Here is a 19,965-nt window from a genome sequence, read left to right as displayed (position 1 = left end):
AGCTACCTCGCCGGCCTCTATCTCCGCGCCTCCATGATCTGGATCAACGACCTGCTGAAGGCGACTGATTGATCACGACATCACACAGGCCCTAGAGCAGGTCGCGCGGCACCGTCTCGTTCCACGTGCGGGAGAAGATCCGGCGCTCGCCCTCGTAGCCGTCCAGGGTGGCGTCCACGAAGAAGTCCCGCTCGTCGCAGCTGAGCCGGGTGTGCGTCACCACGCGGACGTCCCAGTCGTCACGCCGGAACCGCATGGTCCAGGTGGACTCGCCGCTGACCGACGTGAAGTCGTCGGCGACGGTCGCGTAGCGCTCGTAGGCGCGGCGGCCGACGTCGAGCCCGATCTCGTCGAAGCGGACCAGACCCTGGTCCTTCACGATCTCCAGCTCGGAGTGATAGTCGATCAGGTCCCGTTTCACGTCCCACCGCTGCTCCGGGGGCGTCAGCCGGGTCACGGACAGCGGCGGGGTCCCCTCGGGCTCGTCGAACGGGTTCGAGGACACGTCGTCGGGTTCGTCCGTGGGACGGACCGGGAGCGTGAGGGTGCTGGAGCCCTCGTGGACGCTGAGGAGGGCCGGTCCGGGCGGCGGCCAGGCGAGCGGCCAGTACGACGTGGACAGGGAGAGACGGATGCGGTGTCCGGGCGGGAACGCCTGCGCCACTCCGTTGAGCTGGACGGTCGCGCGGTAGCGCCGGCCCGGCTCCAGTGGCTCGGGGTGCTCGGCGCTGTCCCGCCGGGTGAGGTTGAGCAGACCGTACGTGACACGGGTGGCGGCGCCGTCGGGGCTCACGTCGGACAGGCGCGCGGCCACCATCGCGACCGGCTCGTCGGCCGAGACGTCGAGCTCCACGGACGGCGAGCCCAGGATCTCCAGGCGTTCGGTCAGGGGCTCGGTCTCGAAGACGAGGGAGCCGCCGTCCTCCTCACGCTGGTCGTAGGGCAGGTCCGGGGGCGCGTTGTAGGAGGCCCACTTGCCCGCGAACTGGCCGACGGACAGCGGCGAGCGCACCGTCATCGCGGCGCCGCCCGCTTCACCGGCCGGCCCGTCCTCGTCCGGGGCGCCGATCCTGTGCCGGGTCAGCGGGTACGTGACCGGGTGGATGTGCGGAGACGGCCACGTGGGTTCCGCGACCCAGCGGCCCGGCCGTTCCTCGTACGACGTGGACGGGGGAACGCTGTCCTGCATCCACGTACGCAGCATGGGGCCGTCCATGACGCCGTTGTCGACGCCCTTGAGCCAGTGGTCCCACCATCGCACCACCTCCTGGAGGTAGCCGATGGCCGGTCCGGGTTCTCCGAGGTGGGGGAACTTGTGCGACCAGGGGCCGATCAGTCCCTTGCGGGGCACGTCCAGGTTGCCGAGCAGGCGGGTCACGGCGTTGGAGTAGCCGTCCGCCCAGCCGCTGGAGGCGAGGACGGGACACTGGACGTCCTGGTAGTTCTCGGAGACGGAGGCATGGCGCCAGTAGTCGTCGCGGCGCTGGTGGCGCAGCCACGGAAGGACCCAGGGGCCGGTGTTCTCCAGGCGTTCGTGCCACATGTCGCGCCAGCGGTCGCCGACCACGGCGGGGTCGGGCGGGCAGGTGGCGTAGGCGAACATGGTGCCCGCCTCGGCGAGGTTGTCCGACAGCATGGCGCCGCCCATGTAGTGCATGTCGTCGGCGTGCCGGTCGTCGGTGAAGGACGCGATGACGATGGCGCGCAGGCTCGGCGGCCGCCGGGCGGCCACCTGGAGGGCGGAGAAGGCACCCCAGGAGATCCCCATCATGCCGGTGGTGCCGTCGCACCAGGGCTGGTCGGCCAGCCAGGCGAGGACCTCTTCCGCGTCGGCCTGTTCCCGTTCCAGGTACTCGTCCTCCAGCACCCCCTCCGAGTCACCGGTGCCGCGCACGTCGACGCGGACACAGGCGTAGCCGTGCCCGGCGATGTACGGGTGGTGGATGGAGTCCCGTACGGAGGTGAGGTCGCGTTTGCGGTAGGGGACGCACTCCAGCACCGCGGGCACGGGATCGTCGTCCGAGGACGTGGGACGCCAGACGCGGGCCGACAGCCGGACGCCGTCGGACATGGTGATACGGACGTGCTCCTCTTCCTCGGTGGCGTACGGCAGGTTGGTCACGTGACGCATAAGGCCGACGCGCTCCTCACTTCTGCGGGTTCTGGTCCTGTCGCGGGCTCTCGTCGAAGGTGAGTCCCAGTGCGGCCACGCAGTGGTCGTACTTCCTGCGCAGGTCCTCCTCGTCGCTGCCGCCGGTGAAGACGTGGGCGAGCTCGAAGCTGTAGCTGTCCTGCTGGGACATGTCCGACAGCCGCTGCCCCTCCTCGGGCGTGACGTCCACCCGTACGCCGTCGGTCTCCCGCTCGATACGGGCGATGTCCTCGGACGAGGGCACATGACTCACCACCCCGTCGGTGAACCAGCGGTGGTACCACTTCGCGGCCATCGCGTACGGCCCCTCGCGGTGCGGCATGCGCGGGTCGTCCCCGAGGGCGAGGCTGAGCATGCAGTGGTGGTTGGGTACGCCGTCGACGTACTGGAAGAGCTCGGCGTGGGACTGGGAATGCCGGGGGTTGATCTCCAGCAGGCTGATCTCCTGGGTCTTCGGGTCGTAGAAGTACTCCACGCTGAAGGTGGCCGAGTCGAAGCCGATCTGGCGCATCACGCGGTCGGTGACGTCGTGGAGCTGTCCGATCACCTGCGGCGGCAGCGTCGAGGGGTACTGGTGGCGCAGGAAGGACGAGGTGCCGGGGTAGTTGATGGAGTCCAACGCGCCGTAGACGGTCACCTCGCCCCGGTGGACGTAGCCCTCGACGGCGACCTGGATGCCCGTCATCGCCTCTTCCGCGAGGCAGACCCGGCCGCCGACGCCGTCCATCTCGGGCGGCAGCTCGATGCGGTCGAGGATGTACTCGAAGGGCCGGCCGACCCGGGAGATCCCCTCACGGATCTCGGCGACGGCGGCACGGAACTCGTCCATGTCCTTGACGCCGAAGGCCAGTTCGGAGGAGTACGAGAGGGCGGGCTTGAGCCACATGGGGAACCGCACGCCCTCGGGAGGACGCGGGTCGCCGGCCTCCAGATCGACCTTGCCGAAGCGCGGGATCCGGTCGGTGGCCTTCTGCTGTTCCAGTCGGCTCCAGTACTTGTGCTCGCACTTGACCACCGACTCCAGGCTGGTGCTGCGGGTGCCGTAGCGCTCGCTGAGGATCGGGATGAGGGTGCTGACCGGGAAGTCCCAGTAGCCGACGATCGCGTCGATGCTTCCGTCGAAGGCGTCCAGCACCTCCCGGGCCCTGTCGATGAGGTCCGGCACCGACACCTCGCCGCCCTGCAGTTCCTCGATCGACAGCAGAGGGTGAAGACGCAGCGCCTTCGCGGCCGGCACTGCCTGGAGTGTCGGCAGGTTGGCCTCGTCGAGACCGATCACGAAGACGTTCTTCGCCTCGTTCGCGCTCGTGTCGTTCGCGTTCTTGTCGGGCACTGGATTGTCAGGCACGGGCATCTTCCTGTTCTTCCACGGCTCGGTTCGGAAGATCGTCGGGGTACCCGTGAGGCGCACGGCCAACCTCCGGGACGGCCGACGCCCCCGGAGGGACCGCGCTCGGCCACGCAGCTCTGCGTTCGGGCGCTCGTGGCCGTGCGGCGGCGTACGCTGCCAGGTGTCCTGTCCCAGGCGTCCTCGCCAGGCGTCTTCTCCGGGGTGCGAAATCCGGCAACTCCCCTCGGCGTGCCGGGTGTTCGACGGCCGGAACGGGGTTCAGCATGGGGGCGGCCGACCGGACCGCGGGGCGCTGGAGGCACCGGGACGCCGGTCGGTGACATCCACGCGTACAATCCTGGCGTCCAAATCGGGGGAGTCAGAACAATGGAAACGATCATCGTCCAGTTGCCGGGCGGCGCAGCGCGGTCGGCGGCGGACGAGACCGGCAGGCCAGAGCTGCTGCACCTGGGTCCCGGCGACATCGTCGACTTCGGGCGCGGTCTGCCCGGCGGCGGAGGGGTGGACATCGTCCTGGCCGATCCCGGCATCTCGCGCAGAGCCGGGCAACTGGAAGCGGCCGGGGACTACTGGCGGCTGTCCAACTTCAGCCGCAGCGTGTCCTACGCGGTGGAGAACCTGGAGGGCGCCGGCGAGTACATCACCGTGGCCCCGGGACGCCTCGGCGCACCCGTGCCGTTCGAGTTCGCCCGGGTCGTGCTGCCCGCGCTGACGGGGAACGCCGCCTTCAAGGTGTTCGCGCCGCAACACGCCTACCTCGGCGAGCACTCCGCAGACGGCGCCGGTGAGCAGACCGTCCACCCCTTCGCCCTGGACCCGACGTCCAAGTACTTCCTCGTCCTGGTCGCCCTGTGCGAACCGCGGCTGCGAGACCCCGCGGACACGGCACTGCCCGGTGTCGGAGACATCGTGGAACGGCTGCGCCCGCTGGCGGTGTGCCGCGATCTGACGCGCTCGGCGGTGAACTACCACATCGACTACCTGGCCTTCGCCAAGCTGCGCCTCGACATCGGCGAGGAGCCGGGGGCCGACGGGGTGCGCACCGGCGCCAAACGTGCCCGGCTGGCCTCCGTGGCGCTCCGCTTCGGTCTGGTCCGCGAGGAACACCTCGCCCTGCTGCCGTCCCGCAGCGGCGGGCGCCCCGCCCCGCAGGAGGCCCGCGCATGACGGCGCCCGACGCCGACGAGGCCCTGGGCGCACCGCCGCCCCGCCTGCCGGCCGGCTTCCGCGTCGACGGCTGGGAGCTCGGCGCGGTCATCGGCTCCGGCGGCTGGGGCACCGTGTACGAGGCCCGTACGGTCGCCGACGGCACGTCCGCCGCGGTCAAGGTGCTGCCGACCGGTGCGCTGGCTCCCGGGCAGCGCGCCGCGCTCGGTGAACTCGTCGCGCGTGAGGTGCGGTTCAGCGCCGGGGCGGACCACCCCCACCTGGTGCGCACCCGTGCCGTGTGCACCGTCGAGGCACCTGAGGTGCCGGCGCTGGACGGGGCGATCGCGCTGGTCATGGACCGGGCCGAGGGCAGCCTGAAGGACGCGCTCGACGCCGCCGGGACCGGCCGCCCGGTCGCCGGCGCGGGCCGGATCCTGCACGGGGTCGCCGCCGGGCTCGCCCACATGCACGGCGCCGGCTGGGTGCACGGCGACCTCAAGCCCGCCAACGTCCTGCTGGGCGCCGAGGGGGAGGTCTGGCTGGCGGACTTCGGACTGGCCACGGAACTCGACGGCAGCCACGCCCACCTGCCGCCGCTCGGCACCCTGGACCACCTGCCGCCCGAGTGGTGGTCCCAGCGCACCGGCACCCACGGCTCGGTGATCCGGCCCACCGCCGACATCTGGGCCTTCGGTGTCCTCGCCCACCAGGTGCTCACCGGCGGTCTCCACCCGTTCCCGGGCGCGACGGCCCGGGCCCGCTCACTCGCCGCTCAGACCTACGTGCGCGGCACCGCACCGCTGCGGCTGGACGCCGGGCTCGACGAGGGCTGGCGCCGGCTGATCGCCGACTGTCTCGCCCCGGACCACACCTCCCGCCTCCCGCACACGGCCGGGACCGTCCTGCGCCGCGTCGAGCAGCTGGCGGGCGGGCGACGGGGCCGTCGCAGGCGCCTGGCCCCGGCCGTCGCCGCCGCACTGGTGGGCCTGACCGCCGCCGCCGTCGCCGGGGCGGCGCTGCTCGGGGACGAGGACGGCTCCGAGGGCGACGACCGCGGCACCCCCGCCGTGGTCACCGGCGCGCGCAGTGCGGCGTCCGGCGAGATCCCCGCCGACTCCGACGTGCCGAAGGCACTGCGCCCGGTCATCACCAAGGCCGCCCACCGCTGCACCGACGAGGAGGTCACGCCCGCCCTGCTCGCCGCGATGCTCAAGGCGGAGAGCGGTTTCGACGTGAACGCCGCCCGCCCGGCCAGCGACGAGTACGGCATCGCCATGTGGACGCCGTCGGTGTTCCGGGCCTGGGCGGTGGACGGCGACGGCGACGGCGACAAGGACCACCTGTCGCCGCCGGACGCGATCGCCACCATGAGCGTGTACGTGTGCTGGCTCGACCAGCGCTTCAAGCAGGCGGACCTGCCGAAGAAGGACCTGCCCGCACTGGTCACGGCCGGCTACCGCACCAGTGACCGCACCGTCATCGAGAACGGCGGCGTCCCCGGGCGGGTCCGGCCGCACGTCGACCGGGTGCTGCGCTACCTCGCCGAGTACGAGCGGTGAGCCGGTCCCCTGTTCCGGCCCACCGCTCGCGTCTGTCCCCCTTGGTCACCGCTGCTGAGTGCCGCACTCCGGGACGTCGGGCAGCCGGTTCTCCGGCGAGCTGATGTAGATGTTGGAGATGTAGCCGCCGTACTGGGGCAGATAGGCCCACCACTCGTTGGTGTAGGGCGGCACGGAGACCATCTGGCCCCGCTCCTGGCAGCCCACCAGCACCTCCACTCCGGCGGGCAGCCGGGTGAGCGGAGCGTCACCGGTGGAGGAGTCCGCACGGACGTTCACGCCGTCGCCCCAGGTCCCGTACCAGGTCCCGGCGGGCCGCGCCGCACCCGGCACGTTCAGCGAGCGGGTCAGCCGCCCGATGTCCGTGTACGCCTTCCCGTACGAGGTGCCGACCGGGTGCAGCGTCAGTACGGCCACGATGACCCGGTCGTCCGCGCCCACCGTGCCCGTGGTGTGCAGCGCCGGACGGGTCAGGTCCACCGCCGCCGCAGACCGCGTGCCCGGCCCGGCCGCCGACGCGGACGATGACTCCGTCGCCGCCGCGCTGCCCTGCGGACCGCACGTGTCCGCCGCCGTGTACCGGCCCGCCCAGCCCTGCTTCACCGCCCACGGGCGGTCGAACGCCCCGGCGATCCCGAAGTGCTGGTCGAAGTCGTCCGAGGCGCAACGCGTCGACTGGCGCAGGTTGCCCATGACGAAGTCGCGCACGGGAGCCGGCGCCTTCTCCAGGATGTAGCGGTAGATGGTCACCGTGTCCCGGGCCGAGAGCGCGGTGTAACCCCAGAACCCCTCGGACCCGGCGGGCGGCGGCGCGGTGTCGCTCAGCCCCAGCCGGGTCACCATCCGGCTGATGATCGCCGAACCGCCGTTCGCCGTCCAGTAGTTGCTGGCCGCCGTGTCGTGGCTGCTGCGCAGCATCGGCTCCAGCCAGGCCCGGTCCGCGGCTGGGACGGCGTAGGTGGGCCCGCGGTTCCACAGGTAGTCCAGGGCCAGCAGCAGCTTGACGACCGAGGCGGACCGGAACTGCGCCTGCGCGTCGACCTGTTCGGTGAACGTGCCCGTCCGCCGGTCGAACACCGCCACTCCGGCGGTGACGCCCGCCGGCACGACCGCCGTCGACACCGCGGTGGTGCCGGTCCGGCGGTCGGCCGGGACGTCGGCCGCGGCCGATGCCGTCGCGCTGCCCACCAGCAGTAACGCGGCTACGGCCGTCGCCCATCTGCCCCTCATGCCGGCTGCCGTTCCGTGAGCGTCACCGATTCGACCGGATCGAGGTTGCGGTACAAGCCCTCCTGGGAGTTGGGGTAGTGGCGGGAGTGGGCCGCCTGGGCCTGGGCGGTGCCGTGGAGAAGTCTGCGCACGTCATGCCTTTCGGAGTCGGCCACGAGGGCCCGGAAGACCAGGGCCACGACGCGGCCCTCCTGTCGTCGAAGCAGCCCGCAGGCCACGCCGACACAGTAGGAAGAACCACGGTGCGAGCGGTCCTGACGGATGTCAGGGGGGGCGAGCGCCCGGCGGTGGCACCCAGGGCAGGTGCGGTCGTCTCCGGACCGGTCAAGGAATGAGGAAATCCAGCTCGGGACGGTCCCAGACCACGGCGGGCGGGTTCGCGGACGCGGTCCCGGTGCGCACCGCGCCCACGCTGCGGTAGAAACCCTCGGCGGGAGGATGCGACACCACGCGGACACGGTCGAGTCCGGCGGCGCGGGCCTCGGACCGCATGTGCGCGACGAGCAGCCGTCCCAGGCCACGCCCCTGTGCCCCGTCGGCGACGAACAGCAGGTCGAGCTCCGGCGGGGCGAGGACGAGCGAGTAGAACCCGAGGACACGGCTCTGGTGCGCGTCGCCGGCGACGGCCACGAAGACGCGGTGGGTCTCGATGTAGTCGGGGCCCACCCGGTAGCCGGCGACCATGGCCGCGTACTGCCCCTCGTAGGCGCGTGAGCCCCGCACGAGCCGCGTGAGCCGTTTGGCGTCCCGCGCGACGGCCCGCCGTATCGTTGCCGGCCCGCCCCCAGGCGTAATGCTCGAATCCATAGGAAGAGTATTACGCACAGGAAGCCCCTTCGTGACGACGCCTGCCTGAGTCTGCGCCGCGTCGACGCGTCCTCCGGCAGGCGCTCGCAGGTGGCATTGACGGCCAGGCAGCCCCGGCCGTCGTCCTCGACCGCGATCCGTACCCGCTCGACCAGCATCGCGCGGAGCGCCGAACGGGCGTCCGCTCCTTCTTCGAGGTCGCGCAGGGCGGCTGCCGCGAGGGTGGTGCGGTAGCGCTGGAGTGCGGCCCGGTACAAGCCGTGCTTGTCGCCGAACGCGGCGTACAGGGATCCCTGTCCGATGCCCAGATGCCCGGTCGGCTCGCGTACCGAGGTCGCCTCGTAGCCGCGCGTCCAAACAGCTCCATCGCACGGCTCACCGCGGCCTCGGCCGCCTCCCTCGTACGGCTTCTCGCCGCCCCCCTGCCGTGCTCACGCCGCGCAACGCCCCTCGTCCTGCGCTGAGAGGCGTTGCGCGGTGTGAGGTCTGTCTACTTGCTCTGCAGCTTTCCCAGCGGGCGGGGGTCTTCCTCCAGTGCGGAGCACGCCGCCTGCCAGGCGGTGTCCTCGGGGTGGAGGGCGCTGCGCAGGTAAGCCCAGGTGAGCCGCTGGACCACGGCGACTCGCTCAGGGCTCGCGTCGGTCGTCTCGGCGGCGTCGTACCCGCAGACGCCGCCGAGCGAGTGCTCCGCGCCGGACAGCGTGAGCAGGCTCTTGTCTCCCGGGCTGAGGAAGTACGGGTCGGTGAACCAGTCCGGCCCCCGCGTGGTCAGCGCGGACTGGTCCTGGTCCCCGGCGACGATCAGAGCCGGCGTGCTCATGTGGTCGAAGGACGGGTTCATGAAGGGGAAGTGCTCGGCCGCGAACGGGGACAGGTCGTCGCCGCCCCGGCCGGTCAGCGCGAGCAGCACCCCCGCCTTGACCCGCGGGTCGGACAGGTCCTCCCTCGGGACGCCGTCCGAATCCAGCACGCGCGCGCCCAGCAGGGCGCTCACCGTCTGGGCGCCCCAGGAGTGACCGGCCACCGCGACGCGGCCGCGGTCCAGGCGTCCGCCGAGGCCCGGCAGGGAGGCTTCCAGGACGTCGAGCTCGTCGAGGACGCGCTTGACGTCCTCGATCCGAAAGCGCCACATCCGCGGCGTACGGGAGTCGTCGGCAGGGAGGCCGAGCGTCCGGGAGTCGAGATGGGTGGGTTGCAGGACCACGAAGCCGTGAGCGGCCCAGAAGTCCGCCAGCGGGGCGTAGCCGTCCATCGACGAGCCGTAGCCGTGCGAGAAGACGAGGACGGGCAGGTCCCCGCCGGTCACCGGTGCGGACACGCGGACCTGGAGGTCCTCGCCGCGGCCGGGAGCGGGCAGGACGACCGGCTTCACGGACACGATCGCAGGGGTCGCACCGGCGTGCTTCTGCGGGGTCGCGGTGTTCGGGTCGGGCATGGGAGTACTTCCGTTCGGTGTCTTCGGGCGGCGGGTGGGCGGGCCCGGCGGTCTGCGGTACGGGGGGCCGGGCGGGCTGGGCGTCGTACGTCCCGTACGCCTGCGTGGCTTGGTGGCGGGCCCCGGGCTCTGACATCATGAGCAAGCGGAACCTCGTTCCGGAAACGATACGGAACGGTGTTCCGGTTTGGCAAGCCCGGCTCGGCGAAAGGGAGCGGCGTGGTGAACGGCAGCGACGAAGGCGCGGAGCGCGCGGCTCAGCCCAAGCGGAAGGACGCCCGGCGGAACAAGGAGACCTTGCTCGACGCGGCCGCCGCCGTCTTCGTCACGTCGGGCGTGGAAGCGCCCGTACGGGACATCGCGGCCAAGGCCGGCGTCGGGATGGGCACCATCTACCGTCACTTCCCGACGCGGGCGGACCTGATCATCGCCGTCTACCGTCACCAGGTCGACGCCTGCGCCGAGGCGGGCCCGGCTTTGCTGGCGGCCGGCCCGACACCTCACGCCGCCCTCGGACGGTGGATCGACCTGTTCGTCGACTTCCTGGTCACCAAGCACGGACTCGCCGCCGCGCTGCGGTCCGACGAAGCCGGCTTCGAAACGCTGCACGCCTACTTCCTCGACCGGCTCCTGCCGGTGTGCACCCAGCTCCTCGACGCCGCCGCCGCCTCCGGCGAGATCCGCTCCGACCTCAGCGCCTACCACCTCATGCGCGGTGTCGGAAACCTCTGCATCGGCGCGGACAGCGACCCCCGCTACGACGCCCGCCGACTGGTCGAGCTCCTCGTGGCGGGGCTGCGCCGACCGCCCCAGACCGCGGAGCCCCGCGCTCGACGACCTGGCGCCGCCCCCGCGTGACGGGTGGACCTCCGCCGCCGGGACCGTCCCCGCGCGGGGCAGGCCCCAGCCGCACCCCGCGTTCGAGCCCGTCCGGCGAAGTGATCTGTCCCACAGGCTGTCACAACGCTCGACGCAGCGGTGTCTTGAGGGCCTGAGCACCTCGGAACGAAGGAGACCCCGTGACCCAGAACACCGATGTGGTCGTGATCGGCGGCGGCTACGCCGGCGTCATGGCGGCGAATCGTCTGACGCAGCGCGACGATGTGACAGTGACGCTGATCAATCCGCGCCGGACCTTCGTCGAGCGGATCCGCCTGCACCAGCTGGTGGGCGGGTCCGACGACGCGGTCGTCGACTACCGAGAGGTTCTGGGCGAGCGCGTCCGGCTGGTAGTCGACAGCGTGACCCGGATCGACGTGGCCGGGCGCGACGTGACGCTGGCGTCGGGCGACACGGTCGGCTACGACTATCTGATCTACGCGGTGGGCAGTGGCAGTGCCGACCCGCGTGTGCCCGGGGCGGCGGAGTTCGCCTACCCGATCACCAGCCTGGAGGAGGCGCAGCGGCTGCGGCCGGTCCTCGACGCCGCGCCCGCCTCGGCCCCGGTGACGGTCGTCGGAGCCGGTCCGAGCGGCATCGAGACCGCCGCCGAGCTGGCGGAGGCGGGCCGTGCCGTGACCCTGGTCTGCGGAGGAGCGCTCGGCCCCTACCTGCACCCCCGGGGCCGGCGCTCGGTCGCCAGGCGGCTGGCCCGACTCGGTGTGGCCGTGCTCGACGGCCCCGGCACGAAGGTGACGGCGGTGACCCGCGATGCCGTGCGGCTCAGCGACGGCCGGGAACTGCCGAGCAAGGTGACGGTCTGGACCGCCGGATTCGGCGTGCCGGACCTGGCGGTGCGCAGCGGGCTGAGCACCGACGCCCTGGGCCGCCTGCTCACGGACGAGACGTTGACCAGCGTGGACGACGTGCGCATCGTCGCGGCCGGTGACTCGGCGGCACCGTCGGACCTGCCGCTGCGGATGAGCTGCCAGGCCGCGATGCCGCTGGGCGCGCGGGCCGCCGACACGGTGCTCAGCCGGATCGCGGGTGAGCAGCCCTCGACGCTCAACCAGGCGTTCGCCGGCCAGTGCATCAGCCTGGGCCGACGCGCCGGAATCTTCCAGTTCGCCCACAGGTACGACGTCGCCGTGTGGTTCCACATCGCCGGCCGCCCGGGCGCGAAGCTCAAGGAGTTCGTGTGCAGGGGCGTCGTCAAGCACCTGGCCGACGAGGCCCGCGAACCCGGTGCGTACCGCATGCACCGCATCTCAGGAGGCGCCAAGCGCCGGCAGCTGCTGCAGGCCGAGCGCGCCGAGGCGCCGGCCACCGCGGAACGGGCGGCCTAGCCAGGCATGCCGCGCGGCGGTGCCCCGACTTCAGGGCATCGCCGCACGGTGTGTCACAGCCGTGCGCCGGACGGTGTCCCCTTCACGATCGCGCCGAACAGGCAGGTGGGACCCGGCGCCCGCCCACGAGAAGAACCCTGCTGTGCGTGCACGACCGACACACGACCGACAGCCGCCGCCGACCGGATCCGGCCGCGAACGAGAGGGACCGAGCGATGAACGACCAGGCACCTGACCCGGCGACCGAGACGTTCGTCGCCCACCGCAACCTGCTCTTCACCGTCGCCTACGAGATGCTCGGATCGGCGGCCGACGCCGAGGACGTCCTCCAGGAGACCTGGCTGAAATGGGTCACGGTGGATCTGGCGGAGGTGCGCGACCACCGCGCCTACCTGGTCCGGATCACGACCCGGCAGTCGCTCAACCGGCTGCGTACCTTGAAGCGCCGCAAGGAGGCGTACATCGGCCCATGGCTGCCCGAGCCCATGCTCACCGCGCCGGACGTGGCCGAGGACGTCGAGCTCGCCGAGAGTGTGTCGATGGCGCTCATGCTCGTCCTCGAAACCCTGTCGCCGACCGAGCGCGCCGTCTTCGTCCTGCGCGAGGCCTTCGACTTCGGCTACGACGAGATCGCCGCCGCCGTCGGCAAGAGCCCCGCCGCCGTGCGCCAGATCGCCCACCGCGCCCGCCGCCACGTCGATGCCCGCCGCCCCCGCCAGACGGTCTCCCCGAGCGAGACCCGGGCGGCTCTGGAGTCGTTCCAGCGCGCGCTCGAAACCAGGGACCCGCGGCGTCTCCTCGAGGTGCTCGCGCCGGAGGTCGTCCTGATGGGCGACGGCGGCGGGATCAAGCAGGCAGCGCCACGGCCGATCACCGGCGCCGACAAGGTGGCCCGTTTCATGATCGGTGGCCTCAACAAGAACAACCGCCCGGTCTCCGTCGCTCCCACCATGGTCAACGGCAGCCCGGCACTCCTCGTCCACCTGGACGGCGAGATCGACGGTGTCATGGCGGTCAGCGTCGAGGACAACCGCATCACCGGCCTCTACTACGTCCGCAACCCCGAGAAACTGTCCCACGTCGCATCCGAGACCCCGCTCACCCTGCGGTGAACGCTCCGACGCGCACGAGCGGCCACCTGGTGATGAGGGACGACGCCGGGGCAGCGCGCGGCAGCAGCGCCCGCGTCGCCCGGTCGAGACGGGTTGTCAGTGCGCAGTGGAAGACTGCCCGGCATGATCGAAGCGAATCCGAAAGCGGACCTTCTGCGTTACCTGCAAGACGGCCGTGACGCCCTGTTGTGGAAGCTCGACGGGCTCTCGGAATACGACATCCGCCGCCCGCTGACCCCCACGGGCACGAACCTCCTGGGGCTCGTCAAGCACGTCACCAGCGTGGAGCTGGGGTACTTCGGCGACACCTTCGGGCGGCCGTTCTTCGACGATGAACCGCCGCCCTGGTGGTACACGGAGGACGCCGAACCCACCGCGGACATGTGGGCCACCGCGGCCGAGTCACGGGAAGACATCGTCGGGCTGTACCAGCGAGCGTGGGAGCACTCCGACAGCACGATCACGACGCTGCCGCTGGACGCGATCGGTCACGTCCCGTGGTGGCCGGAGGAGCGACGGGAGGTGACGCTGCACCACATCCTGGTGCGGGTGATCTCCGACACTCAGCGGCACGCCGGCCACGCCGACATCGTGCGGGAACTTATCGACGGGACCGTCGGGTTCGTGAAGGGCAACGACAACATGCCATCGGGAGACCAGGCGTGGTGGGAGAACCACCGACGCCGACTGGAGCAGGTGGCACGGGAAGTGGGCAACGGCTGATCACCTCGCGGTTCGTGGTCCACCCGCTCCCCGTCCCGCGGTCACGCGTGGGAGAGGGCGAAGGAGACCAGGAAACCGCTCACGGTGATCAGCCCGATGGCCAGGTGGGCGTCCTCGAACGCCTCGGGAATCATGGTGTCGGCGATCATCGCCAGGATCGCCCCGGCGGCCACCGCGGTCACCGCGGCGATCACGGCGGGGGAGAAGGAGCCGACCACCGTGTACCCGAGGACCGCCGACACGGTGCTCGCGGCGGCGATCGCCGCCCAGACACCGAAGACGTACCCCTTGCCGCGGCCGGCCTGCTTCATACCCGCCGAACTGGACAGTCCCTCCGGCACGTTGCTGATGAACACCGCTGCCACGGTCACCAGGCTCACCGCGCCGCCATCGAGCAGGCTCACCCCGATGACCGCGGACTCCGGCACCCCGTCCAGCAGCGCGCCGAGCGCCAGCGCCGCTCCGGACCCGCCCTGCTGGTTCTCGGACGGCTGTGACTGCGTCCGATGGTGACCGGAGCGCTTGCGGTGCCGGGCGCCCCGGCGGGCCAGCCACACATTGCCCGCGGTGTAGGCCAGCGCGCCGATGAGCGTGCCGACGACCGCAGGCGCGAGCCCTGCCTGGTCGTACGCCTCCCCGACCAACTCGAAGGAGACCGCTGAGATCAGCACGCCGGCACCGAAGGCCATCACGGTCGCGATCACCTTCTGCGGCACCCGCAGCCCGTACCCCAGCGCGGCACCGAGCAACAGCGCCGAGCCCGCCACGAGTCCCCACAGTCCTGCCTGCATCACTTCTGCCATACCAGTCCCTCTACCCGGTGCCGATTGGATCAACGGTCGCCTCTGCGAGCCGCTGCGAGGGACAAGACACGCACCGTCGGACCTGCCGCCTTCCTCGGTCAGGGCGCGGGCCGGACCGTCAGCCCTGGCTCTGACCCACCGGCACCGGCCGACCGCCGACCGTCGGGCGGCGTTTACCGGCCGGCTGCGTCGAGGAGCAGGCGCGCGGCCACGGTCGCTCCGTCCGTGCGGATCGCGGCGGCCACCGTCCTCGCCCGTTCCCGGATCCCGGGAGCCAGAGCCGTGGTGAGCGCGGCCGACAAGGACTCGAAGGTCGGCGTCGGACCGTCGTGGGCCGCGCCGATGCCCAGCTCGGCCACCCGGGCGGCACAGTACGGCTGGTCCGCGAACTGGGGTACCACCACCTGGGGCGCACCGGCCAGTGCGGCCGTCGTCGTGGTGCCGGCACCGCCGTGGTGCACGACGGCGGCCACCCTGCGGAACAGCGCCTGGTGGCTGACCTCGCCGACGGCGAAGCAGTCGTCCCGGTCGTCGGCCGGCGTCAGACCGGCCCAGCCACGGGCGAGGAGGACACGGCGGCCGTGCGCGCGGACCGCCTCGACGGCCACACGCGCGAGATCCGGTGAAGTGCGCATGGCCATGCTGCCGAAGCCCACGTACACCGGCGGTGCGCCGGCGTCCAAAAACGCCTCCAGCTCTCCCGGGAGCGGGCGTTCGTCCGGCAGGAGCCACGCCCCGGTCTGCACGAGGACGAGATCCGTCCTGTCCCGCCACGGGACCAGGACCGGGTCCGCCGCCAGCAACGCCCGGTCGCCGAAGACATGGTCGCGGACGTTGTCCACCCGTGGCAGGCCGATCGCCGCCCGGTGGCTGTCGAGCGCCTCGCCGTACAACGCGTTCACACGCTGGGCGTCCTCTTCCCACAGCACTTCGAGGTCGGTCTCCTCCGGCGAGGACGGCTCACCCGGCCGCGCCCCCGGAGGGAAGTGCCGCGACGGCAGTCCGAAGGTGTGGAAGCACGCGAACACGTAGGGGATGCCCAGTTTCTCGGCCACCGAGCGTGCGCCCACCGGCATCAGGCCGGTCGCCAGCAGCACGTCGCACCCCTCGGCCGCCGCGGCGAGCGTGTCGAACCGCGCGGCGACCAGCTCGGCCGCGAGCCGGAACGCGTCCGCCGCCGACGGCGGCCGCTCGCCGGTCACCACCGAACGCACCGTCGGGCCGAGCGGCACCACCGGCACGCCGACACCGGCCAGCAGCGCCGCGAACTCCTCGTCCGGCGGCACGCACACCCGCACGTCCGCACCGAGTTCCCGCAGCCGCACCGCGAGTCCCGCCAGCGGTTCGACATCCCCGCGCGAGCCCCACGACGACAACACCACACGCATAGCGCATCCCCCATTTCCGCTGGTCCTGGCCTCGGCTGTCCATCCTGAGGCCCGACCCGGGGCTTGCCGCAAGCCCCCCGGTGCGCTATAGCTTGAGAGTGGCAAGGAGCAGGGGCTCCTTGCCTTTTCCGCTCCCCGGTGCGGCGAGGTCAGGCACCACACCGGCGAGCTCCTGTGTCACCGGACGACCGATCGCGCGAACGTGAGGGCCAGGTCGAGCAGCGGGTTCGCGTCGTCGACTCCCGTCCACATGTGGCCTGCGCCGTCGACGAGATGCAAGTCGACGGGTACGCCCGCGGAGCGCAGAGCCGCGGCCAGGAGCTGGCTCTGGCTGCTGGGCACCAGGCGGTCGTCCGTGCCGTGTGCGATGTGGAACGGGGGCGCGGTCGCGGACACGTGCGTCACGGGGCTGGCCAGTCGGGCGCGTTGCGGGATCTGCTGGGGATCTCCTCCCAACAGCAGCGCCTCGCGCGACGGTTGCGCACCCGCCGCAGGAGCGGGAGGGCCGGGAGGAGCGGGCGGGCCGGCAGGAGCGGGAGGCTGGTGACGGCTCATGGCGATGAGGTCCGTGGGGCCGTACCAGTCGATCACCGCGGAGACGCGGCTGGAGGGCCCGGTGATGCCGACCGTCCCCTCCAGCTCCGCATGGTCCGGAGTGAGGCCCAGCAGCGCGGCCAGATGCCCGCCGGCCGATTCGCCGAACGCGATGATGCGGTCGGCGTCCAGGCCGAGTTCGTCGCGGTGGTGGCGCAGCCACCGGACGGCCGCCTTGACGTCGTACAGCTGCGCGGGGAAGGTCGCCTCGCCGGAGAGCCGGTAGTCGACCGACGCGACGGCGAAGCCGGCCCGCACCAGGGTCGTCCACGGGTCGGGCGTGGCACCGTCGAAGGCAGGCCCGAAGTAGTGGCGGCTGCCCAGCCGCCACCCGCCGCCATGGATGTAGACGATGACCGGGAACGGGCCGCTCCCCGCGGGCACACGCAGGTCCAAGGCCAGTGGCCGATAGCCGGGGACCGTGGCGTAGACGGCATCGGCGACGAACCAGGTGCCGTCCTCCCGCATCCGGGCGGGGGGAGGCGGGCCGGCCGGCGCGGCAACGGGCAGCTGAGGTGCGCCGGTCATCAGAAGTCCAGGTCGGCGTCGGGGCGGAACGTGTTGCCGTAATGGCGCCCCGCCTCGATGAACTGCTCCATGGTCGGGAAGTGGGGCTCGTCCGGGAGACCGCCGCGCTGCCCGGTCGGGAGGCCGGCCGCGTGGAAGAAACGCTCGAAGCCTCCGGTGGCCGTGCCCATGATCTTCGCGCGCTCGGACCGGATCTGGTAGCTGTGCACGACGTTCGCCGGCACATAGGCGAAGTCACCGGCGGTGAGGAGCTTCTTGGCGCGCTTGCCCTTCTCGTCGTCGAGCCACAGCTGGACCTCACCGTCCAGGACGTAGAAGGTCTCGTGGACATCGCTGTGGCTGTGGGCCGGGATCGGGTCTCCGGCGCTGCCCTCCAGGGTGAAGCAGCCGAACTGTCCCTCGGTCTCGTCGCCGCTGAGCAGGACCGTGATCAGGTCGGTGCCGACGACCGAGCGCTCACCGTCACCCGCGTCGAGAAAGAACGGTTCGGGGGTGCCGGGCAGTCGCGCCCAGGACGGGTGCGGCGTGTACAGTGCGCGGCTCTCGTGCAACGTCATGATCGACTCGACTCTCCTTCGCGGCGTTCGGACGCTGTCGATCTTGCGCGGTACGAATCCCCAGGTCCAGTTGGATCTGACGCCACGATTGTTAGGCTCATCCTTATGGAACAGGTGGGCCCGGATGTCTCGGTCACGACACTGCGCTACTTCGTCACCGTGGCGGAGGAACTGCACTTCGGCCGCGCCGCCGAGCGTCTGCACATCACGGTGCCGTCGCTGAGCCAGCAGATGAGCCGCCTTGAGCGGCGGCTGGGCGCACCTCTGCTGGAGCGCACCTCACGTCATGTGGCTCTCACCCCTGCCGGGCAGTCCCTGCTGGGGCCGGCCCGGCGCTGCGTGGCCGCCCACGAGGACGTACTGCGCTGGGCCCGGCAGCTGCATGACACGCAGCGCCTGACTGTGGGGCTCATCGCCGCCGCCGCGGGCCGGTGGACCACGCCGATCCTCACGGCCCTGGTCCACCGCATGCCCGGGCTCCGGCTGGAGCTGCGGCGTCTGGCCCTGTCGGACGCGGGCCCCGCGCTGAGGGAACGGCGGGTGGACGCCGCGTTCGTTCCCGTCTCTCCCGACCTGCTGGGACCGGATGTACGCACGGTTCCCCTCGGGAGCGAGCCTCGGGTCCTTGTGATCGCCGAGGGCCATCCCCTGGCGCGGCGCGAGGCGATCGGCATCGACGAGACCAATGAACTGGAGTTCATCCATCCCGTCGCCGAGCTGTCCCACCGGGCGCTCGCCTGGTGGATCGTCGATCCGCGGCCCGACGGCACCCGCGTGAAGCACGCTCCGCCCAGCGAGGACCTGGAGGAGATCCTGGAACTGTGCGCCACCGGCGTCGGGGTGAACATCGCGGGTGCCGCCGTCGCCGAGTTCTTCCCCCGGCCGGGCCTGGCGTTCGTACCGATCACCGACATCGAGCCGATCACGGTGGCCCTGTGCTACCCGGCCGACTCGGTCAACCCGGCCCTGTCGGCACTGGAACAGATCGCCACGAGCATCGCCGCGCAGCCGCTCACCGGGACCGGCGCGGGCGCAGGCCTCCCGGTGTCCTCGTCCGACACCTGAAGGGTCCGCCGGACGGGGTCCGCCGGACGGGGTCCGCCGGACGGGGTCCGCCGGACGGGTACGGCGACCAGCCGGCCGCCCGGCAGCCGCTGCGCCGGCCGGCTGACCCCGCGACCGGAGGGCCCGGTGTCCGCCGCGACCGGCCGGTGTCACCCGTCCACGAGCCACGGCGGCGCAGTGCCCTGCACGGCCGCGGCGGTGCGCCCTCTCCTACGGCGGGCTGGGTGTCCGTGCCCGTCAGTGGGGTCAGGACCTGTTCGTCGTCGTCCGGTCATGAAGGAGCTCGAACGGCGCTGCTTCAGCGACCTCACGGGCGTCGACGCCTCACCGGCAATGATCAGTCGGGCACACCGCCTGTACCCCACCATGCGCTGTGCCGCCCGGGACGCGCCACCGGCCACACCCTGTACCGACGCAGGCTTCGCCGCCGTTCTGCTCTTCGCCGTGCTGACCTGCATTCCCGGCGATGAACATCAAATCCAGCGGCCGGGGCAGGGCCTGCGCCCGCTGCGCGACCCGGACACCGCCGAGGACGCCGACGACGATGAACCGTGAGGCCGGCCCGCAGGTCAGCGAATGGCCAGGCGGCCACAGCCTCGTTTCTTGAGCGCACGATCCAGATAGGTTACGGTGGGGTCATGGCAAGGACCCGCGAGTTCGACACCGAGGCGGCGGTGAGCCGCGCGATGGAACTGTTCTGGACGCGCGGCTACGAGGCCACCTCGGTGCGCGACCTGACCGGGCACCTGGGGATCGGGCAGGGGTCCTTGTATGCCGCGTTCGGCGACAAGGAGGGCCTGTACCGGGCGGCGCTGGAGCACTACCGCACCACCCTCGCGGCGGCCGCCCTGCGCAGCCTGGAGGAGGGGGCGGACGCCCGGTCGGCGATCCGCGCGATGCTGGTCGAGCGCGTCCGGATCGCCGTGGAGGACAACGGTCGGGGCTGCCTGGTGGTCAACGCCGCCTGCGAGCGTCTGCCGGAGGATGCAGCGACCCGGCGCACCGTGCGCGACATGCAGGACGCCACTCGGGACGCGCTCGCCGAAGTGCTGCGGGTCGCGGCGGAGCGGGGCGAGATCGCGGCGCGGCGCGACCCGTACACCCTCGCTGCTTTCCTCGTCACCTTCCTCAACGGACTGCTGGTCTCCTCGAAGATCACGCCGGACGTCCGCGCCCTCGAACCCCTTGTGGAGGTCGCGCTGGCCGCCCTGGACTGATTTTTTCATGCCCGGAATCTGTATCGCACGATCCAGAAAAGTCGCCGGTGCCCGCTCGGACACGGGATCC

The 19,965-nt window shown here is 71.8% G+C and carries 19 protein-coding genes and 1 pseudogene; 9 read left to right on the top strand and 11 right to left on the bottom strand.

From position 1 onward, the window contains the following. Positions 1-91: 91 nt before the first annotated feature. Positions 92-2,131 (bottom strand): CocE/NonD family hydrolase, encoded by a 2,040-nt coding sequence (locus tag ACWD0J_RS31670; protein ID WP_451499283.1) that lies wholly within the window; start codon positions 2,129-2,131, stop codon positions 92-94. A 16-nt stretch (positions 2,132-2,147) separates the two neighbouring features. Then, positions 2,148-3,500 (bottom strand): ATP-grasp domain-containing protein, encoded by a 1,353-nt coding sequence (locus ACWD0J_RS31665; protein ID WP_451499282.1) that lies wholly within the window; start codon positions 3,498-3,500, stop codon positions 2,148-2,150. A 369-nt stretch (positions 3,501-3,869) separates the two neighbouring features. Here ACWD0J_RS31665 and ACWD0J_RS31660 point away from each other — a divergent pair, with 369 nt between their 5' ends. Together ACWD0J_RS31660 and ACWD0J_RS31655 are read left to right on the top strand one after the other, a co-directional pair. Continuing rightward, positions 3,870-4,670 (top strand): serine/threonine protein kinase, encoded by an 801-nt coding sequence (locus ACWD0J_RS31660; protein WP_451499281.1) that lies wholly within the window; start codon positions 3,870-3,872, stop codon positions 4,668-4,670. Continuing rightward, positions 4,667-6,211 carry a serine/threonine-protein kinase gene (locus ACWD0J_RS31655; protein ID WP_451499280.1) on the top strand — a complete coding sequence of 515 codons (1,545 nt, stop codon included), beginning with the start codon at positions 4,667-4,669 and terminating at the stop codon, positions 6,209-6,211. Before ACWD0J_RS31660 ends, ACWD0J_RS31655 begins: the two co-directional genes overlap by 4 nt. Before the next feature lie 45 nt (positions 6,212-6,256). On the opposite strand, the gene ACWD0J_RS31650 is transcribed toward ACWD0J_RS31655, so the two are convergent. From ACWD0J_RS31650 to ACWD0J_RS31630, 5 genes and pseudogenes are all read right to left on the bottom strand, one after another. After that, a complete protein-coding gene (locus ACWD0J_RS31650) occupies positions 6,257-7,441 on the bottom strand; it encodes a hypothetical protein (protein WP_451499279.1) in 1,185 nt (394 codons plus the stop codon). Beyond that, entirely contained in the window at positions 7,438-7,620 is a 183-nt protein-coding gene (locus tag ACWD0J_RS31645) for a hypothetical protein (RefSeq protein ID WP_451499286.1), read from the bottom strand. The genes ACWD0J_RS31650 and ACWD0J_RS31645 overlap by 4 nt, the downstream gene beginning before the upstream one ends. Before the next feature lie 145 nt (positions 7,621-7,765). Continuing rightward, entirely contained in the window at positions 7,766-8,248 is a 483-nt protein-coding gene (locus ACWD0J_RS31640; protein WP_451499278.1) for a GNAT family N-acetyltransferase, read from the bottom strand. Positions 8,249-8,292: 44 nt separating this feature from the next. Beyond that, positions 8,293-8,615, bottom strand: a pseudogene (locus tag ACWD0J_RS31635) (TetR/AcrR family transcriptional regulator); the annotation flags it as partial. Between the two features lie 123 nt (positions 8,616-8,738). Next, positions 8,739-9,683, bottom strand: coding sequence for an alpha/beta hydrolase family protein (locus ACWD0J_RS31630; RefSeq protein WP_451499277.1), 945 nt, complete (start codon positions 9,681-9,683; stop codon positions 8,739-8,741). 222 nt (positions 9,684-9,905) lie between these two features. Between ACWD0J_RS31630 and ACWD0J_RS31625 the strand changes: the two genes are divergently transcribed. From ACWD0J_RS31625 to ACWD0J_RS31610, 4 genes are all read left to right on the top strand, one after another. After that, positions 9,906-10,541, top strand: a complete 636-nt coding sequence (locus ACWD0J_RS31625; RefSeq protein ID WP_451499276.1) for a TetR/AcrR family transcriptional regulator — start codon at positions 9,906-9,908, stop codon at positions 10,539-10,541. A gap of 161 nt (positions 10,542-10,702) precedes the next feature. Continuing rightward, positions 10,703-11,908 carry an NAD(P)/FAD-dependent oxidoreductase gene (locus ACWD0J_RS31620; protein ID WP_451499275.1) on the top strand — a complete coding sequence of 402 codons (1,206 nt, stop codon included), beginning with the start codon at positions 10,703-10,705 and terminating at the stop codon, positions 11,906-11,908. A 215-nt stretch (positions 11,909-12,123) separates the two neighbouring features. Next, the gene (locus ACWD0J_RS31615; protein ID WP_451499274.1) at positions 12,124-13,020 is read left to right on the top strand and encodes an RNA polymerase sigma-70 factor; all 897 of its coding nucleotides are present in this window, start codon (positions 12,124-12,126) and stop codon (positions 13,018-13,020) included. 123 nt (positions 13,021-13,143) lie between these two features. After that, positions 13,144-13,743 (top strand): DinB family protein, encoded by a 600-nt coding sequence (locus ACWD0J_RS31610; protein WP_451499273.1) that lies wholly within the window; start codon positions 13,144-13,146, stop codon positions 13,741-13,743. Positions 13,744-13,784: 41 nt separating this feature from the next. On the opposite strand, the gene ACWD0J_RS31605 is transcribed toward ACWD0J_RS31610, so the two are convergent. The 4 genes from ACWD0J_RS31605 to ACWD0J_RS31590 form a co-directional block, all read right to left on the bottom strand. After that, positions 13,785-14,546: a ZIP family metal transporter gene (locus ACWD0J_RS31605; protein ID WP_451499272.1), complete on the bottom strand. Its 762-nt coding sequence runs from the start codon at positions 14,544-14,546 to the stop codon at positions 13,785-13,787. Positions 14,547-14,719: 173 nt separating this feature from the next. Next, the gene (locus ACWD0J_RS31600; RefSeq protein WP_451499271.1) at positions 14,720-15,934 is read right to left on the bottom strand and encodes a glycosyltransferase; all 1,215 of its coding nucleotides are present in this window, start codon (positions 15,932-15,934) and stop codon (positions 14,720-14,722) included. A gap of 177 nt (positions 15,935-16,111) precedes the next feature. Beyond that, positions 16,112-17,056 (bottom strand): alpha/beta hydrolase fold domain-containing protein, encoded by a 945-nt coding sequence (locus tag ACWD0J_RS31595; RefSeq protein ID WP_451499270.1) that lies wholly within the window; start codon positions 17,054-17,056, stop codon positions 16,112-16,114. Continuing rightward, on the bottom strand, positions 17,056-17,613 hold the full coding sequence (locus ACWD0J_RS31590; RefSeq protein WP_451499269.1) for a quercetin 2,3-dioxygenase: 558 nt from the start codon (positions 17,611-17,613) through the stop codon (positions 17,056-17,058). The genes ACWD0J_RS31595 and ACWD0J_RS31590 overlap by 1 nt, the downstream gene beginning before the upstream one ends. Before the next feature lie 105 nt (positions 17,614-17,718). On the opposite strand from ACWD0J_RS31590, the gene ACWD0J_RS31585 reads away from it, so the two are divergent. From ACWD0J_RS31585 to ACWD0J_RS31575, 3 genes are all read left to right on the top strand, one after another. Next, entirely contained in the window at positions 17,719-18,678 is a 960-nt protein-coding gene (locus tag ACWD0J_RS31585) for a LysR family transcriptional regulator (protein ID WP_451499268.1), read from the top strand. A 273-nt stretch (positions 18,679-18,951) separates the two neighbouring features. Beyond that, positions 18,952-19,233 carry a hypothetical protein gene (locus ACWD0J_RS31580; protein ID WP_451499267.1) on the top strand — a complete coding sequence of 94 codons (282 nt, stop codon included), beginning with the start codon at positions 18,952-18,954 and terminating at the stop codon, positions 19,231-19,233. Between the two features lie 83 nt (positions 19,234-19,316). After that, positions 19,317-19,895, top strand: coding sequence for a TetR/AcrR family transcriptional regulator (locus tag ACWD0J_RS31575; protein WP_451499266.1), 579 nt, complete (start codon positions 19,317-19,319; stop codon positions 19,893-19,895). Positions 19,896-19,965 lie beyond the last annotated feature (70 nt).

The organism is Streptomyces sp. NPDC003011 (assembly GCF_053591515.1).
The sequence above is the reverse complement of the archived record's forward strand: the minus strand, read 5'-3'. Positions and strand labels throughout refer to the sequence as shown.

Excerpts from the sequence above, each read along its gene's own strand:
- ACWD0J_RS31670 (WP_451499283.1), bottom strand. The coding sequence starts at position 2,131 with ATGCGTCACGTGACCAACCTGCCGTACGCCACCGAGGAAGAGGAGCAC.
- ACWD0J_RS31660 (WP_451499281.1), top strand. The coding sequence starts at position 3,870 with ATGGAAACGATCATCGTCCAGTTGCCGGGCGGCGCAGCGCGGTCGGCG.
- ACWD0J_RS31655 (WP_451499280.1), top strand. The coding sequence starts at position 4,667 with ATGACGGCGCCCGACGCCGACGAGGCCCTGGGCGCACCGCCGCCCCGC.
- ACWD0J_RS31650 (WP_451499279.1), bottom strand. The coding sequence starts at position 7,441 with ATGAGGGGCAGATGGGCGACGGCCGTAGCCGCGTTACTGCTGGTGGGC.
- ACWD0J_RS31640 (WP_451499278.1), bottom strand. The coding sequence starts at position 8,248 with ATGGATTCGAGCATTACGCCTGGGGGCGGGCCGGCAACGATACGGCGG.
- ACWD0J_RS31630 (WP_451499277.1), bottom strand. The coding sequence starts at position 9,683 with ATGCCCGACCCGAACACCGCGACCCCGCAGAAGCACGCCGGTGCGACC.
- ACWD0J_RS31615 (WP_451499274.1), top strand. The coding sequence starts at position 12,124 with ATGAACGACCAGGCACCTGACCCGGCGACCGAGACGTTCGTCGCCCAC.
- ACWD0J_RS31610 (WP_451499273.1), top strand. The coding sequence starts at position 13,144 with ATGATCGAAGCGAATCCGAAAGCGGACCTTCTGCGTTACCTGCAAGAC.
- ACWD0J_RS31605 (WP_451499272.1), bottom strand. The coding sequence starts at position 14,546 with ATGGCAGAAGTGATGCAGGCAGGACTGTGGGGACTCGTGGCGGGCTCG.
- ACWD0J_RS31600 (WP_451499271.1), bottom strand. The coding sequence starts at position 15,934 with ATGCGTGTGGTGTTGTCGTCGTGGGGCTCGCGCGGGGATGTCGAACCG.
- ACWD0J_RS31595 (WP_451499270.1), bottom strand. The coding sequence starts at position 17,056 with ATGACCGGCGCACCTCAGCTGCCCGTTGCCGCGCCGGCCGGCCCGCCT.
- ACWD0J_RS31590 (WP_451499269.1), bottom strand. The coding sequence starts at position 17,613 with ATGACGTTGCACGAGAGCCGCGCACTGTACACGCCGCACCCGTCCTGG.
- ACWD0J_RS31585 (WP_451499268.1), top strand. The coding sequence starts at position 17,719 with ATGGAACAGGTGGGCCCGGATGTCTCGGTCACGACACTGCGCTACTTC.
- ACWD0J_RS31580 (WP_451499267.1), top strand. The coding sequence starts at position 18,952 with ATGAAGGAGCTCGAACGGCGCTGCTTCAGCGACCTCACGGGCGTCGAC.
- ACWD0J_RS31575 (WP_451499266.1), top strand. The coding sequence starts at position 19,317 with ATGGCAAGGACCCGCGAGTTCGACACCGAGGCGGCGGTGAGCCGCGCG.